This window comes from Gilliamella sp. LMG 34362 (genome assembly GCF_984569125.1).
The window spans coordinates 996,877-1,011,948 of sequence record NZ_OZ474902.1; the positions used below are offsets into that span (position 1 = coordinate 996,877).

General features: G+C 34.0%; 16 protein-coding genes. 5 read left to right on the top strand and 11 right to left on the bottom strand.

What is annotated here, in order from left to right:
- Positions 1-119: 119 nt before the first annotated feature.
- Together ilvM and ilvG are read right to left on the bottom strand one after the other, a co-directional pair.
- Positions 120-350, bottom strand: a complete 231-nt coding sequence (gene ilvM / locus AC5LWZ_RS04670) for an acetolactate synthase 2 small subunit (protein WP_110448304.1) — start codon at positions 348-350, stop codon at positions 120-122.
- A gap of 3 nt (positions 351-353) precedes the next feature.
- Positions 354-2,030, bottom strand: coding sequence for an acetolactate synthase 2 catalytic subunit (ilvG, locus tag AC5LWZ_RS04675; RefSeq protein ID WP_110448303.1), 1,677 nt, complete (start codon positions 2,028-2,030; stop codon positions 354-356).
- A 491-nt stretch (positions 2,031-2,521) separates the two neighbouring features.
- Between ilvG and AC5LWZ_RS04680 the strand changes: the two genes are divergently transcribed.
- The 4 genes from AC5LWZ_RS04680 to AC5LWZ_RS04695 all read left to right on the top strand — a co-directional run bounded on the left by AC5LWZ_RS04680 (position 2,522) and on the right by AC5LWZ_RS04695 (position 5,436).
- A complete protein-coding gene (locus AC5LWZ_RS04680) occupies positions 2,522-2,953 on the top strand; it encodes a hypothetical protein (RefSeq protein WP_493464057.1) in 432 nt (143 codons plus the stop codon).
- 321 nt (positions 2,954-3,274) lie between these two features.
- Positions 3,275-3,475, top strand: coding sequence for a hypothetical protein (locus tag AC5LWZ_RS04685; protein ID WP_198199165.1), 201 nt, complete (start codon positions 3,275-3,277; stop codon positions 3,473-3,475).
- Positions 3,476-3,887: 412 nt separating this feature from the next.
- Complete coding sequence (locus AC5LWZ_RS04690) at positions 3,888-4,775, top strand: SDR family oxidoreductase (protein WP_198199166.1); 888 nt, start codon at positions 3,888-3,890, stop codon at positions 4,773-4,775.
- Between the two features lie 181 nt (positions 4,776-4,956).
- Positions 4,957-5,436: a hypothetical protein gene (locus AC5LWZ_RS04695; protein WP_110448300.1), complete on the top strand. Its 480-nt coding sequence runs from the start codon at positions 4,957-4,959 to the stop codon at positions 5,434-5,436.
- 62 nt (positions 5,437-5,498) lie between these two features.
- Here AC5LWZ_RS04695 and AC5LWZ_RS04700 read toward each other — a convergent pair whose 3' ends face one another.
- The 6 genes from AC5LWZ_RS04700 to AC5LWZ_RS04725 all read right to left on the bottom strand — a co-directional run bounded on the left by AC5LWZ_RS04700 (position 5,499) and on the right by AC5LWZ_RS04725 (position 11,222).
- Complete coding sequence (locus AC5LWZ_RS04700) at positions 5,499-6,740, bottom strand: MFS transporter (RefSeq protein ID WP_493464058.1); 1,242 nt, start codon at positions 6,738-6,740, stop codon at positions 5,499-5,501.
- A 290-nt stretch (positions 6,741-7,030) separates the two neighbouring features.
- The gene (locus AC5LWZ_RS04705) at positions 7,031-8,143 is read right to left on the bottom strand and encodes a ribosomal protein uL16 3-hydroxylase (RefSeq protein ID WP_294882829.1); all 1,113 of its coding nucleotides are present in this window, start codon (positions 8,141-8,143) and stop codon (positions 7,031-7,033) included.
- Complete coding sequence (locus AC5LWZ_RS04710) at positions 8,136-8,918, bottom strand: YchF/TatD family DNA exonuclease (RefSeq protein ID WP_493464059.1); 783 nt, start codon at positions 8,916-8,918, stop codon at positions 8,136-8,138. Before AC5LWZ_RS04710 ends, AC5LWZ_RS04705 begins: the two co-directional genes overlap by 8 nt.
- An 11-nt stretch (positions 8,919-8,929) precedes the next feature.
- On the bottom strand, positions 8,930-10,108 hold the full coding sequence (gene lapB / locus AC5LWZ_RS04715; RefSeq protein ID WP_493464060.1) for a lipopolysaccharide assembly protein LapB: 1,179 nt from the start codon (positions 10,106-10,108) through the stop codon (positions 8,930-8,932).
- Positions 10,109-10,119: 11 nt separating this feature from the next.
- A complete protein-coding gene (locus tag AC5LWZ_RS04720; RefSeq protein ID WP_198199171.1) occupies positions 10,120-10,425 on the bottom strand; it encodes a LapA family protein in 306 nt (101 codons plus the stop codon).
- 77 nt (positions 10,426-10,502) lie between these two features.
- Positions 10,503-11,222, bottom strand: coding sequence for a phosphatase PAP2 family protein (locus tag AC5LWZ_RS04725; RefSeq protein WP_493464061.1), 720 nt, complete (start codon positions 11,220-11,222; stop codon positions 10,503-10,505).
- Positions 11,223-11,323: 101 nt separating this feature from the next.
- Between AC5LWZ_RS04725 and ribA the strand changes: the two genes are divergently transcribed.
- Positions 11,324-11,929 (top strand): GTP cyclohydrolase II, encoded by a 606-nt coding sequence (gene ribA / locus AC5LWZ_RS04730; RefSeq protein WP_493464062.1) that lies wholly within the window; start codon positions 11,324-11,326, stop codon positions 11,927-11,929.
- 124 nt (positions 11,930-12,053) lie between these two features.
- Here the strand turns inward: ribA and thmT are convergent, their stop codons facing one another.
- From thmT to ligA, 3 genes are all read right to left on the bottom strand, one after another.
- Positions 12,054-12,242 (bottom strand): 2-hydroxymuconate tautomerase, encoded by a 189-nt coding sequence (gene thmT, locus AC5LWZ_RS04735; protein WP_034901609.1) that lies wholly within the window; start codon positions 12,240-12,242, stop codon positions 12,054-12,056.
- A 9-nt stretch (positions 12,243-12,251) separates the two neighbouring features.
- Positions 12,252-12,767, bottom strand: a complete 516-nt coding sequence (luxS, locus tag AC5LWZ_RS04740) for an S-ribosylhomocysteine lyase (RefSeq protein WP_110448292.1) — start codon at positions 12,765-12,767, stop codon at positions 12,252-12,254.
- Positions 12,768-12,836: 69 nt separating this feature from the next.
- Entirely contained in the window at positions 12,837-14,909 is a 2,073-nt protein-coding gene (ligA, locus tag AC5LWZ_RS04745; RefSeq protein WP_493464063.1) for an NAD-dependent DNA ligase LigA, read from the bottom strand.
- Between the last annotated feature and the right edge of the window lie 163 nt (positions 14,910-15,072).

Here is a 15,072-nt window from a genome sequence, read left to right on the forward strand (position 1 = left end):
TATACTGCTTTTATTCATTTAATGGTAAGCATTATACATCACTTTTTTGTTTGTTTAACTGCTAAAAAAATTACTTTTTTTTATTTAACTTATTGTTTCACTAAGGTTTATTTTATACTTTATTCTATCTCTATAACATCTTCCAATTTGCTAATTTGGCTTTGTAATGATGATAGTGATCGTTCCGTAGTTAATGTTAGATTTAAGATAAATAAATGATTATCAATTGATTGCATTTGCATCTGTTGTATATGTCCGCCACGGTGGCGAACAACGCGTAAAATGCGTTCAAGAGAACCCAATTTATCATTGGCTTTTATAGTAAATTGATGTGTTGCTATTTGATTCATCACTTACTCCTTATTACTTTTATCTAACATATTTTCATTTGCTGCCCCTGGTGGTACTAGTGGCCATACATTTTCTAGTTCATCAATACATACATGCAGTAAGTAAGCTCCAGATGAATTAAATAGATTGTCAAGGGCTGATTCGATTTCCGACTTTTTACTGATCATTTGTCCCGGAATATCAAATGCTTTAGCTAACATTAGAAAATTAGGGTTGTCCGATAAATTGGTTTCGCTATATCTTTCATTAAAAAACAGCTCTTGCCATTGTCTTACCATACCTAAGCGTTGATTATCAATTAGCACAATTTTGACTGGCAATTTTTTACGTTTTATTGTGGTTAATTCTTGTACGTTCATCATAAAAGAACCATCACCAGATACACAAATTACCATATCTTCAGGTCTGGACAGTTGTGCACCTATAGCAGCGGGTAGACCAAAGCCCATTGTTCCTAATCCACTAGAAGTAATAAAGTTTTGCGGATGATTAAAACTCATATGTTGCGCTGTCCACATTTGGTGTTGACCGACATCAGTGGTAATTACGCTGTTGACTGGCCTTCTTTCTGAAATACGTTTTAATAATGCTGGCGCATAAATTGCTTCACCTGGATGATCATAGCGAGTAGGGTGCTGCGCCTTCAATTGTTTAATTTTCTCGTGCCAATCTTTAATAGAGACAGTCTGATGAAGCATTGGTAAAACATGTTTGATATCACCTTGCAATCCTAAATGGCTTTGGCGTAATTTATTGATTTCAGACTGATCAATATCAATATGAATGACTTTAGCATGTTTAGCAAATTCATTGAGTTTGCCTGTTACTCTATCGTCAAATCTAACGCCTAAAGCAATCAATAAATCACACTCTTGTACCGCTAAATTAGCTGCTTTGGCGCCATGCATACCAATTAATCCTAAGTAATAAGGATTGTTAAGATCAGCAACACCGAGTCCTTTTAATGTCGATACACTAGGTATTTGCGTTAAGTTCATAAATTCACGCATTTCAGCAATTGCATTTGATAGTCCAACGCCACCACCAATATAAAGCATTGGTTTTTCGGCTTGGCCAATCATTTGTTTAGCAAGGGCTATCTCGTCAGATGAGATTGGATATAATTGAGCATTATCAGAAGGAGTTTTTATGGTTGTCGGTGTTAAATAGGTTTGGTAATCATGTTCGGCAAGCTGGATATCTTTTGGGATGTCAATTAATATTGGTCCCGGCCTGCCCGAATTGGCTAAATTGAAGGCCTCTTGTAAGGTATTTGGCAACTGGGTGGCATCATTAATTAAATAGCTATGTTTGGTGCAAGCTAAGGATAAGCCTAAAACATCAACTTCTTGAAAGGCATCAGTACCAATTAATGTGGTTGGAACTTGTCCTGTAATGGCTATAACAGGTACTGAATCAATTAATGCATCAGCAAGGCCAGTAATAATATTGGTCGCGCCAGGGCCTGATGTTGCAATACAAACTCCAATTTTTCCGGTGGCGCGAGCATAACCAATGGCTGCCATTGCGGCACCTTGTTCATGACGACATAATACGTGTTCAATTCCACCATCATAAAGTGCATCGTATAGAGGCATAATTTGACCACCAGGATATCCAAAAACGGTGGTAATGCCTTTTTCTTTTAAGGTTCTTACTATCCACTGTGTTCCTAACATTTATTCCTCACTTGTTACTTTTGCTCATTTATTGTTAATGTCAAAATTTTTCATAAAAAAAACCCCGCTTTTTGGGGCGGGGGTTTTTGAAATATGGTAACCATATATTTAACTCAAAAGACGCCCCCGCGTTGGAATAATGACCACGCTGACAATAATGTTAATGAGGACGACGATGAGTGAAAAAATCATAATGCTTTTGTAATTCTTTTGTCATTTTCGAAAGATGTTTAATCAAAATACTCGTTTTAAAAAAAAGTGCAACAATTTTTTATGCTTTTTTCAAAAGCAGCTTTAATTAATTTGTTTATTGTTTGAAAAAAGTTTGAGGAAAGGGGTTTTTTAGACTTAAAAAAAGATTATTTTCAGTTTTAATTTGGCTTTTTATGGCTGGTTAGTGTATAAATATTAATCATTGATCTTAAAAGTAAGCTAGCTGTTTTAACCTAGTATTGTTAATTATTATTTATTACTCATTAAGAGATGTTTATATGAAAATACTTAGATTGGTTGCATTTTTGCTAGTGAGTTTTTTAGTGTTTGGTTGTAAAAAAGCAAAAGACAATACCGTGGATAACGTTAATGATGAATCACTTGTTGCGGTACAAAATGCAATGATTGAACCCATCAAGAAAGCTTTACCCATTGTGATTGATGAGTTAACGACTTTGATTGGTATCGATAAAGATCATAACATCATTAATTACCAATATGAGGTTAAAAATACCTCTGAACATACGTTATTATTGCCAAGTACACTTGATACTATCCGTCAAACTTTGTTTAAGGCTTATTGTGAAAATAATGAAGAAATGCAACAGTTAAAAACAGCATTTCCTGATGGCGCAAACTATCATTATTTTATTGATAATAAAGAGATTGTCGTGGTTGAATTAACCCCGGTAGATTGTCATGTTAAATAATTATCTGTAATTGATAAAATGATCATTCTTCAAAGAAGGTATAAGAAATAGGCTAGCTAAGGATTATGGATGAAGACAATTATTTATTTTATTGTGTTGGTTATGCTCCAATTTGGTTGTGATAATTCACCGATAGGTAATAAGAAAATTGATAGACTTGTGTAAAATGTTGGAGCTGAAAAGACCGAGAAGCGATTATAACTGATCGATCAAGCTAATTATGCAAAATACAATGCGTTAAAATACAATGCGTTAAAAAATAATAAACCTTATGGTTTAGATGATGATAAAGCTGCTGCCATCAGTATAATTAAGGAAATATTGTCTATTACTATTGATGTTCATACGATCTTATTTGATGTTACAGCTGAAAATAATATTATTGTTTATCATTATAAAATTAAAGGGATAGCTAGAAAGTTTTTAATGTCGCCAAAAAATAAACAGCAAATTCGTCAGGGAATGGTTGAAAGTTATTGCAAAGAGATTCCCCAAATGAAAAGGGTGAAAAAAATATTTTAATCAAGGTGCGAAATTTATCTATTATATTGAAGGGAAAAGTGTGTTAACTATAGTCGTGATTGCTTGCTCAACTAATAAATAGCGATTATTAAGCAGGCGTTGCTAGCTTAATGTTTATTTATTTGTTACACTATTTTTGCTGTTCAATTTATAATCAGTCATGGTTTTAGCATAAGTCTATTCTGTCCTCGCTAGGCCATTCAAGGAAGTCACTGTTACTTTATTCTCAAATTTTGGTTATTAATGATTAATATTTTTACAGTGTTTTATCGGTTAATATAATTAATTGAATTAATTAAATATTTTAAAGATATAAAATAAATCTAGCAATAGGAATTTGTGATTATTAATTGATTTCATTTAAGTTATATTGAATTTGTCTACAAATACATGTCTAACTTAGGAGAAAATTATGAGCAAGCAAACCTATAATCCGATAACTAAATATCATCATGACAAGTTTCCTAAACAAAAGCAAACTCCTCCCGGCTTACAATATGAAATGAATCCAGTGCCTGATTGTGGTGAAAAAAGTTATCAAGGTCATCAACGGTTAGAAGGTCGAAAAATGTTGGTTACTGGTGGGGATTCAGGGATTGGTCGTGCAGCAGCTATTGCTTATGCAAAAGAAGGTGCTGATGTGGCAATCAACTATTTGCCAGCTGAACAAAAAGATGCTGAAGATGTTGCTAAAGTTATCGAATCTGTAGGGCGTAAAGTAGTGTTGATTCCTGGGGATTTAAGTGATGAGGGATTTTGTAAAAAATTAGTTGATGAAGCGCATAAAAAATTAGGTGGGCTTGATAATCTAACCTTAGTTGCTGGTAAACAAACAGCCGTTGAAGATATTATGCATCTCTCTACTGAACAGATTAAAAAAACCTTTGAAATTAATGTTTTTTCACTCTTTTGGCTAACTAAAGCTGCATTGGAGTATTTAAAACCAGGGGCAACGATTATTACCACTTCTTCAGTTCAGGCTTATCAACCAAGTGCTAATTTATTGGACTATGCTGCAACTAAAACTGCAATTATAGCTTTTACTCGAGGTTTAGCTGCACAATTAGGTGGTAAAGGTATCCGTGTCAACTGTGTAGCTCCTGGTCCAGTTTGGACGCCATTACAAATCTGTGGTGGTCAACCAAGCGAAGTAATACCTGAATTTGGTAAACAGACGCCATTAAAACGTGCTGGTCAGCCTGTTGAACTTGCTGGCGTTTATGTTCATCTTGCATCAGAAGAATCAAGCTATACCACCGCGGAAGTATATGGTGTAACTGGCGGTATGCATATTAATTAATTTTCAATAATTATAATATTTTAAAGGGCTGTATTAGCCCTTTTTTTATATTGTATATGAACGATTTTTTCTTTCTTTTTCAATATGAAAAGTTGTATATTTTTTTATAGTTATAATTTACAATTTAATAGTCTTTTTAATCTGATTAAATCATTAATTAATTTTATAATAAGGAATTTATATGAAAGGTTTAAAATATTCGGCATTTGTCCTAATGGCTGCCGCTCTATTCGGTTGTGATGATTCAAAATCTAAACCAGCAGATAACAGTGCCAATAGTGAGCCAGCCAAAACTGCACCAGCTTCTAATGATGCGGAGGCAGCCAAGACAGATCTAAGTAAAGCTCAAGACAATTATATAAGTGAAGCTAAAGGTTTCTTACCAACAAAAGTGAATTCAAATTCAAGCCTAGTTGATCTTTATAAAGAAAATAATTCAATTAACTATAAATATGTAATGGATATATCTAAAGATGAGTTAGATATTGACCAAAGTAAAAAAATTACAGCTGATGCATTAAAAACTCTTTATTGTTCAGATAATAGTGAAATGAAAGCTTTTAAAAATGCTTTCCCTGATGGTGCGATTCATAATTATTATATTAAAGATGAAGTGGTATTTAGTATTCACTTAAAACCTTCTGATTGTGATGCAAAATAGTTAAAAATAACTATTACTTTTATTAGTAAAACAGGGCTATTTAGCCCTGTTTTTTTATGTAATTATTCTAATGCTTTGCCTTTGGTTTCAGGGATCAAGAAGATAAAGGCTATTGCTGATAATAAGTAAGCTCCAGAAAGTAATGCTAATGCATAACTGATAGAGTAAACAGTTGCTAAATAGGCAATGAGTACTTGCGAGACACCCGCAATACCACGACCCACGTTAAAGATAATATTTTCAGCACTAGAACGGGCATCAGTAGTGTAATGTTCAGCCAGTAAAGCCCCATATCCACCCATCATACCATTAACAAAAAAGCCAATTACTGAACCAAATAGAATTAAAACTAACATATCAGTTTGGTGAAAATAAAACCATATTGAAATAGCTGATATAAGTAAGAATATTATATAAGATGGGCGACGACCAAATTTATCACATAACCAGCCGAAAATTAAGATCCCTAATGACATACCAATCGTAGTTGATATGGTCCAAAACATCGTGTTTTTGAACGGTAGTTTTAATTCAGTCGCAATCATGTTTGGCATCCAAACCATGAGTCCATAAAAACCAAAGTTTTGTACTGCACAAGCAATAGTTAAACCAATAGTAGTAGCTGTGATTCTAGGGGATTTAAATAATTTACCGATAGCGATTTTATTTTTGTTTTGGTCTTTTAAGTTTTGCCAAATTTCAGGCTCTTTTAATCCTTTACGTGTCCATGCAACAAATAGTGCTGGTAATACACCCATGGCAAATGCCCAACGCCAGCCATGCACTTCACCAATAAAATTAACTGTTAAAGCGGCAAGAATTATACCCACTTGAAAGCCTAATGCCACAATCGATGTTGCTCTGGAACGTTTGTGTTTAGGCCAGCTTTCTGATACCAATGTCATGCCGATACCAAATTCACCACCTAGACCAAGGCCACTAACAAAGCGAAAAATTAAAAAGCTTTCGTAATTTGGTGAAATAGCACAAAGGCCTGTAAATAATGAAAAGATTAAGATTGTCCATGAAAATACTCTAACACGGCCAAATTTATCAGCAAGCACGCCGAAAAGAATTCCACCTAATACAGCTCCTAATAATGTTACTGAAGTTAATGTACCAAGATCGGGGTTAGTTAGGTTAAAAGTGGTTGCAATTAGACTAAAACAAACACCTAAAATCATCATATCTAAACCATCTAATGCATATCCTACCGTTGATGCAAATAAAGTACGTTTTTGATAAGGAGTTGTTTGTGCGCTTTCACTCTCAGCTTGGTTGGTCATGTTTGCGTTAATATTCATGTTTACCTCAAGTCAATAAAAAGATAGTGGTTCAATATAAGCGTTATTTTGTTTAACTCATCATTAAACGAAGGGGCTCAAAAAGCGGGGGCAAGTATATACTTAAAAATGGCAAAAAGCTAAATGAAAATCCAAAAATATCAGCTTTTATTTTATTTATTGTTGTTTTGGCAAAATTATCTGTTTAATATTGAAAAATATCTAATTTTTTAGACAAATTGGCCGATAATTTTGCCATTTTACGGATATTAGCCGATAGCTTAGTAACCGATATTGTTAAAATGAAAATTTTACTCTTCGGCAAAATACCAATAGCCAAGATTAACAAATTTTAACATGACTTCTAAGGTTATATCGTCTTGTATTTGCTCATAGCAAAGTACTTCAGTTTCACATAACAAATTGATTGTTGTCATTGGTAAAGGTATTTTTTTGCCGTTGATATAGGCGGTATCACCGATTTTTAAGATACGGATACTAGGAACTCGGTAGAGTTCAGCTCCAGCTTTGAGAATTGCTTCGAATTCATCTAAATCATAAGCTGGTTCAATAGGAATGATGTTTAGTTCATGCATAGGCATTGTGATATGTTTACCAAACCAATCATTAAACAAAGCAGGATTTTTTATTAAATCAATCATTTGACTTTGAAGCTTTTCAATTTCATATGGTTGAATTAAATAAGGATCTTTTGGTAATTTTAACTCTGGATCTTGATAAAAAATACCATTAGGCAAATTATCGATAATATAATCGGCAAATCCACTGAGTAAGTCTTGTGATGTTTGGGTTCTAAATCCTACTGAGTAACTAAGTGATTCGCCAATCGATACTCCATTGTGTGGAAAACCAATTGGTATATATAAAATATCTCCAGCAGTGATTTCTTCATCAATAATAGGTTGATAATCTTCAACATGTAATAAAGCTTTATGAGCACTAAACTGTTTATAGTTAGGATTGCGATCACCGACTTGCCAACGGCGGCGGCCTTTACCTTGAATGATAAAGACATCATAATTATCAATATGAGGGCCAACACCAGCACCTTGGGTTGCATAAGATATCATTAGGTCTTCAAATTGCCATTGTGGAATGCATTTAAATGGTTCGACTAAACTGGCTGCTTGCTCATGCCAATGATCGACAGCTTGGACAAGCAGGCTCCAATGATCTTCACCTAAGTCACTATAATCGATAAATGGCCCATATTTTGCGTCCCATTCCCCATTTTTGTTGGTAACAATTCGACTTTCGATTTCTTCTTCCATGGCAAGACCAGCTAGTTCTTCAGGAGAAATTGGGTCGATAAAATTACTAAAAGCATTACGTAAAATAACTGGTTTTTTTTGCCAATAATTAGTTAAAAAGTCATCCCAATTGATTGTTAATTTATTACTCATTAATTACTCCTTGTAAATTGAATAATTGACAAAAGTTTGTTGTAGTTTGTTGTGCAATAGTGTCAAGAGTTACGCCTTTTAGTGCGGCTAAATAGTTAGCTACCTCTCTAACATAAGTGGGCTGATTTTCTTTTCCCCGATAGGGAACAGGTGCTAAATAAGGGGAATCAGTTTCAATCAACATACGATCTAATGGCACAAATCTTGCTACTTCTCGAAGAGATTCGGCATTTTTAAAGGTGATAATTCCTGAAAATGAAATATAAAAACCAATATCTAATAAAGCTTTAGCTGTATCAATATCTTCAGTAAAACAATGTAAAACCCCCGAGTAAACTTGCTCTTCTTTTAATATTTTTAGGGTATCTTGTTTAGCGTTACGGGTGTGGACAATTATTGGTTTTTTTAATTGCTTACCTAAATGAATGTGTTGTATAAAATTGTATTGCTGTAGTTCAAGATTATCTTGTTGATAGTAATAATCAAGACCTGTTTCGCCAAGAGCGATAACATTGTCTTCTTGAGCGAGGCGGGCAAAACGCTCGGCATCGTAAGGTTCATCATCTAAATTGAGAGGGTGAATACCGCATGAAAACGAGCACTGTTTTTTATAGGGCATTAGCATTGCTTTCATCGATTCATAACCCGACAACGTTGTTGCAACACTTAGACAATGTTTCACATCATTGTGTAGTGCTTCTTGCAAAACGCTATCAAGCGTTTTATTAGTATAGTCCAAACTGTCTAAATGACAGTGCGAATCAATTAGAAACATATTAAACTCTTTTAATTATTTGAATGATGTTCGAAATCACGAACAGGTTTTATGGTTGACCATGAGCGACAACTTGGGCACAACCAATAGAGAGTATTAACGGTAAATCCACATTTTTGACACCGGTAATTAGGAACTGATTTTATTTGTTCGCCTACCATATTTCGAAGTAGTAGTAGACTTTCTTTAGCCTTTCCTTGTTCAGCATCTGCCACATGGTAATCCATTAAACGGTAGAATCCTTTAAGATTTGGGTGTTTTAATAGTTCACGATAAAGGTAATATTGGGCGGCATCTAATCCGTTGTTCTTTTCAACAATATCGGCAAGCATTAGTTCGGCTACATTACCAGTGTCCTGTTTGACACAAATTTCTAAAAACTGTTTTAATAGTTGTGGCTGATTTATTTTTTCATAACATGCTTTTAATAGTGGTAATGCTTCGCCAATAAAAGCCTTGTCTTGGTTTATTATTTGTTGAAAAGATTCAATTGCTTGTTCGGTTTTGTCTAAAGCCATTAATACTCGCCCAAGCATTAATGAAGTGCGTGCACAATTAGCATCGGCAGTAGCGGATTTTTTTAAGAAGTTGTATGCTTGTTCTAAATCATTATCAGCGATAGCGAGTGTCGCTAGTTCACAATAAAACTGGGCGATTTCGATCTTATATTTTTCATTGCCGAGTTTTACTAGTCTGGTTGCGATATTAATCGCATTACTCCATTCGCTTGTAGATTGATAAATGATAAGTAATTGTTGTAGAGCATGTTGTTGGAAGTCTTCTTCATCAATTAATTGTAAAAACATCTCTTCGGCACGGTCATAAAGACCTGCAACCATATAGTCTCGTCCGAGTTGCTGAATTGCCAATAATCGTTGATCAAATGATAATGATGAACTTTCCATTAATGCTTGATGAATACGTATTGCTCGATCAACTTCTCCTCGTGAACGGAACAAGTTTCCTAATGTTAAATGCGCTTCAAGAGTACCTTCATCCTCTTTAAGTAGATCAAGGAAGATGTCAACCGCTTTATCTTTTTGATTAGACAAAAGAAAATTTAGACCATCTACGTATTCTCGAGATAATCGATTCGATTGATTTAAATATTTTTGTTTGGCATTCCTGTCACCCATATACCAGCCATAGGCAGCGGCTATTGGCAGTAACAGAAATAACAATTCAAACATAATTACCTATTTTAATTGGTATTGGTTAAATTCATTTTTTGATGATTAGATATGTCTTCATCATATTTTTTTTGCAATTTATTTAATTTACGTTTAGTTGATGAATGTTGGAATTTAGATTTTAAGAAATATATTCCAGTTAATATCCAGCCAACTAAAAAACCTGAGCCAAATAATATTGCCAGTAATACTGATAATCTGACTTCAGTTTTAGCAATTAAATAGTTAAAAGTCACTATTTGATTATTAGCTGAACCTATTGTTATCGAAATGGCGAAAATAAGAATTATCAATAAAATTGATATTACTAATTTCATAATGCTAACCTTATTATTTTATTAAAAATATTGATTTAATCTAATTCTTTTCTTTAAAACTATTCTTTTTCCTAGTGTTATTCCATTACTATATGCCATTTTTTAACATAAAAACAGCAGATAAGTGAAATTAACCAAGCAAGCAATATCCCTAATATTAAATCATAAGCAGAATGCATGCCTAGTAATAGCCGACTCGTTTCAATGAGCAATGACCAAATAGTAATGATTGATACAATAAAAAAATGTCGTTTAAAACTTAGTAGTGTTATGGCTAATAAAGCCCAAGTTACTGCAAATAAGGTGTGCCCAGAAGGAAAAGCATAGCCTGTTTCATTCTGCCAATGATTAGATAGCCATCTAGGAATAATGGTTGAATTGGCTAACAATTTTTCAATATTAGCTTTGCGTTCTGCTCTTGCTTGTGAATAAAATTGCTGTTGATTAAGATTAAACTCTTTATCTAACCATATCACATAAGGTCTGGCTTCAGCAGTTTGTTGTTTGATTATGCTTTTAATAATTTGACCACCTAACATAGCACTGACTAAAACTAGACATAATAGTAATAATGTTTTTTTATTTTTATTAACCAGTTTTAGGTAAAAGATAAAGAAAAATAGCCCAGATGTTATTATTGCCCACGGAAAACTAGCAGTTTCAGTTACCCAAAATAAATATTTAGATGTATTATTTATTGACGTTGGTTGCCACTGCCAATTTACGGTTATAACAGATAACGGTATAATCAGAAATAAGATCAATGGCACTATTGTTTTTTTTATTACTAACCCCATTTAAAACTCAATTAAGCATAAAAATTTATTTATTTTAACATGGAAATACGATTTATTTTTAAAAAATCTTAATCATGTTGTGACAAAACTTGGAGATAATAATGCAATTAAAACATGTTGCACAAGCTAAACTACCAACCCCTTGGGGATGTTTTACTATTGTTGGTTTTGAAGAAATTGCAACAGGTAAGGATCATGTCGCATTAGTGTTTGGTGATATTAATGATCATTCATCAATATTAACACGTGTTCATTCAGAATGTTTGACGGGCGATGCATTATTTAGTTTACGTTGTGATTGTGGTTTTCAATTAGAAGCTGCATTGAAGCAGATAGCTAAAGAGGGTAAAGGTGTCTTGATTTATCATCGTCAAGAAGGGCGTAATATCGGTTTGCTAAATAAAATTAGGGCTTATGCGCTTCAAGATCAGGGTTTAGACACGGTTGAGGCAAATGAGCAATTAGGTTTTGCTGCTGATGAGCGTGATTTTACTTTGTGTGCTGATATGCTAAGGTTATTAAATGTTTCTCAAGTTCGATTATTAACGAATAATCCAGAAAAGATAAAAGTTCTTGAGCAAGCAGGTATTAATGTTACTGAACGAGTTCCTTTGGAAGTGGGAGAAAACCCGAGCAATGAGTATTATTTAGCGACTAAAGCTAATAAATTGGGGCATTTATTACATTTACATCAATGTAATCACTAACACTTAAAAGGTGAATTATACGAGTTGCCATATTTTTAATTTAGTTGTTATAATTATTTAATCGTTAACCTCAAAATCTATCAGCGGTTTTGAGGTTAATTTTTATCTGTTAATAAAAAATTTATTAATCTTTGTCACATCTTAGTACGCCACCATTAGCAATTTGATCTTTTGAGACTTCATGCATAATAATTTGTACCGCTTCAGGTTTACAGTTAAGCGTTTCAACAATGGCATCAGTTACCCGTTTTGCCATTTCACGTTTTTGTTCAATGGTGCGTCCTTCTAAAAAATCAATCACTACATTTGGCATAAATATTTCCTAATTATTAATGGAGGCTAGTTGTTCATCGGTTAATGCGATGTCTTGATTATGGCATATTCCAATTCCAGTTTGGATAATTTTTTCAGCAATCGCTTTGGCTTCATCTAAAGAGTGCATGGTATAGGTTCCGCATTGATATTCATTCAATTCAGGAATTTCTGATTGAGATTTTACATTCATAACATCATGCATAGCTTGCAACCAAGCATTAACAACTGAAGACTCTTCTGGTTTGCCAATTAAACTCATATAAAAACCAGTTCGGCAACCCATTGGTGAGATATCAATGATTTCAACTTTATCACTGTTTAAATGGTCACGCATAAAGCCTGCAAATAAATGCTCTAAGGTATGAATACCTTTTTCAGGTAATAGTGCTTTATTAGGAATGGTAAAGCGAAGATCAAATACCGTAATATCATCGCCTTTTGGGGTTACCATTGTTTTGGCTATTCGTACAAAAGGCGCTTTCATTTTGGTATGGTCAACTTTAAAACTGTCTAATAAAGGCATAATTTTCTCCTTGAATTTGGGATTAAGCCATTTTGCTTGATTAGCTTAATATACCCCACTATTTTATATTCATTGATTTAATAAGTTTATCAATTCTTGTTCATCAATCACTTTTATTCCAAGTTCTTGAGCTTTGGTTAATTTTGAACCAGCTGCTTCTCCAGCAATTACAAAGTCGGTTTTTTTTGAAACACTACCTGTTACTTTAGCACCAAGTTGTTTTAATTTAGCTTTTGCTTCGTCACGTGTTAATATTGATAAAGTTCCTGTTAACACGACGGTTTTGTCAGAAAATGGTGAGTCAGTTGTTAGCAGTTGTATTTCAACATCTGGCCAGTGTATACCAATTTCCTCACTAATTAACTGATCAATTACTGTGCGGTTATGAGGTTCTTGAAAGAAGTCGATAATACTTTCTGCAATAACAGCGCCAATATCATTTACCGATTGTAATTGTTCCAAAGATGCGTTTTCAATTGCGGTTAAATTTCCTAATTGATTAACTAAATTTTCCGCAGTGACTTCACCAACATTAGGAATACCAAGCGCAAAAATAAATCGATTTAGGCTCGTATTTTTTGATTTGTCTAATGCGCCCATTAAATTGTTGGCTAACTTTTCACCAACTTTATCTAATGAACATAAAATTGGCACTGTAAGTTTATAAAGATCTGCTGGTGTTTTGACATATTCTTTATCAACTAATTGTTCAATTATTTTATCGCCTAAACCTTCGACATTCATTGCTCGACGAGAAACAAAATGTTTTAAAGCTTCTTTGCGTTGTGCTTGACAAATTAATCCTCCTGCGCAACGAGATATCGCTTGTCCTTCATCACGGACAATGATTGAACCACAAATCGGGCAGTGAGTTGGAAAAATAATTTCTTTAGTATCAGCAGGTCTTCGATCTTTAATTACTGCGACAATTTGTGGAATAACATCGCCAGCTCGACGAACGGTGACATAATCACCCTCACGAATACCTAACCGGATGATTTCATCGCTGTTATGCAGTGTGGCATTGCTGACAATTACCCCGGCAACTGATACTGGTTCTAATCTGGCTACTGGCGTTATCGCACCAGTACGCCCGACTTGAAAGTCAACTTTATTTAACTTTGTTACTTCTTCTTGTGCTGGAAATTTGAATGCAGTAGCCCAACGAGGTGCACGAGCAACGAAACCAAGTTGTTCTTGTTCAGTAATGCTATTGACTTTGATTACAACACCATCGATATCAAAGTCTAATGACATTCTTTGATCACCAATTTGCTTAAAATAATCTAGTGCTTCTTGTGCACCATGGCGAATTTGAACTTTGTCACTTACTGGTAGGCCCCAAGCTTTAAATTGCATTAGTCTTGCATAGTGAGTATTGGGTAAATCTGCTCCTTCATTAATACCAACGCCATAACAGAAAAAAGTAAGTGGTCTTTTAGCCGTGATTTTAGGATCTAACTGTCTTAATGAACCGGCAGCAGCATTACGAGGGTTAGCAAATATTTTTTCGTTACGTTTTTCAGCTTCTGCATTTAATTTAGCAAAACCTTTATGCGTCATAAAAACTTCACCTCGAACTTCTAGGCGAGACGGAATATTCTCACCCTTCAATACGAGTGGAATAGTTTTTATTGTTCGAACGTTGGCTGTAATATCTTCACCAGTCGTTCCATCTCCTCGTGTAGCAGCTTGAATTAATTGGCCATTTTCATATAACAGACTTACCGCCAATCCATCAAGTTTTAACTCGCAACAGTATTCAACGGCTTGCTCTTCATCAAGCTCTAAGCGATCTTTTATTCTTTTATTAAAAGCGATAAAACTCGATTCATCAAAAACATTATCCAATGATAACATAGGTAATTGATGTCTGATCGACGAAAACTGTGATAATGGTGCTCCTCCAACACGTTGGGTTGGTGAGTCAGGGGTAATAAGTTCAGGATGAGTCAGCTCCAGATTTTGCAGCTGTTTAATTAATTTATCATATTCCACATCGGGTATTTCGGGAGCATCTAACACATAATAACAGTATTCATGATGTCTTATCAGATCACGTAAAGTCGAGATCTGTGTTATTACATCTTGGTTAGAGCTAGATGGCGCTACTGAATGTTCAGTTATATTTGATTGTGGCATGATTTTAAACTCTTAATTTATCAAGAAGGTTTTTAAGCTTATTACTAAAATAGTATTTAACTGTATTTAGGACAACAGATTTTACTAAATATAGTCAATTATCTAATATAAGTCAGACTATTCCACTAATTTTTTAGTGGAATAGTAGCAAAAATGAGGAATT